This is a genomic window from Streptomyces boncukensis (assembly GCF_011045075.1).
Taxonomy (GTDB): Bacteria; Actinomycetota; Actinomycetes; order Streptomycetales; family Streptomycetaceae; genus Streptomyces; species Streptomyces boncukensis.
In genome coordinates this window covers 1-1,189 of record NZ_JAAKZZ010000983.1, presented here as the reverse complement: position 1 = coordinate 1,189, position 1,189 = coordinate 1, and the positions used below count along the sequence as shown (strand labels likewise).

Annotated in this window: 2 protein-coding genes; both read right to left on the bottom strand. The window is 69.8% G+C overall.

From position 1 onward, the window contains the following. On the bottom strand, positions 1-522 hold a 522-nt coding region (locus G5C65_RS37460; RefSeq protein WP_165303500.1), incomplete at its 3' end, for an FAS1-like dehydratase domain-containing protein. A gap of 170 nt (positions 523-692) precedes the next feature. After that, positions 693-989 (bottom strand): hypothetical protein, encoded by a 297-nt coding sequence (locus G5C65_RS37455; RefSeq protein ID WP_165303499.1) that lies wholly within the window; start codon positions 987-989, stop codon positions 693-695. Positions 990-1,189 lie beyond the last annotated feature (200 nt).

Here is a 1,189-nt window from a genome sequence, read left to right as displayed (position 1 = left end):
GGCCTGGGGCGGGGCCTGGCCGCGCCGCTCGGGGCGGTACTTGAGGATGCGGAAGCGGTGCGTTCCGGCGAGCGCGCCGGTGGCCGTACGGATGTCCGTCCGGGTGGTCACGAAGTAGCCGGTCCCCAGCCGGGTGGTCTTGCGGGGGGACACGGACTCGATCACGCCGTCGAAGGCGACCGCGTCGCCGGGGCGGAGCGGCTGCGCGTACTCCTGCTCGCAGTCGGTGGCGACGACGGCCGTGTAGCCCGCGTCGTCGAGAGCGGCCAGCAGCGCCTCGTACGCGGGGGAGCGGGCGCCGCCCATGCCGTCGAGGCCGGGCATCGTCCACACCTGGAGCATGGTGGCGGGCGCGGAGCCGTCGGGTGGCGCGGGGTGGCGCAGCGCCTCGCACCAGTGCCGGATCATGGGCGTGTTGACCGGGTCGCGGCCCCGGCCCGCGACGGCCGCGGGGCGCCCCTGATGGGCGCGGAGCCGCTCGTACAGCTCATCGGTGCCGTGCGTGGTCCCAGCGGGAGACATTTTCTGACTGTCCGTCAGATGTCAGGGAGCTGTCAACACTCCGGGGCGTGCCGCCCGCACACCAGCAGCACAAAGCAGCCGCGCGCCCGCACCACAGTGCGGACGCGCGGCTTCAGCCCATCCCCATGAACGCCAGGCTCTTACGAGCCTTCAGTCGGGCGAACCCCGGCTCAGCCGAACGTGTTGCCGAAGACCACCACGTAGTCGACGGTGGTGTTGGTGGTCTCGTTCGACTGGTCCACGACCGCGCCGTTGCCGTTGACGGTCGCGTTGTTCGCGCTGTTGGTGTTGTTGCCGTCGCCCTCAGCGTTCTGCCCCTGAACGCTGACGCTGGACTGCGCATTCGAGGCAGAGCCGTCGTCCGCGAAAGCGCCGTTGTCAGCCTGCGCAACGCCGCCGAGAACGGCGAAGGCCAGCGGGACCGAAGCAGCCGCTGCGATGACGCGGGCGGTGCGGATGCGTGCCATTTCATTCCTCCAGGAACGTAAGTGCCGTGATGCCTAAGGCAGTTGGCCGTGCTGCCTCGATGTCGCTACGACGTCGCGACCCCAGAGTTGCCCACCGAATCCCTGCCGAACCACACCAGCAGGCATGATTCGCTCGCAAGCATGACGATGTGTCGATAAACCTGCTGTGCGCCCCCAATCCCCCCTCCGCAGCCCCCGTC

Excerpts from the sequence above, each read along its gene's own strand:
- G5C65_RS37455 (WP_165303499.1), bottom strand. The coding sequence starts at position 989 with ATGGCACGCATCCGCACCGCCCGCGTCATCGCAGCGGCTGCTTCGGTC.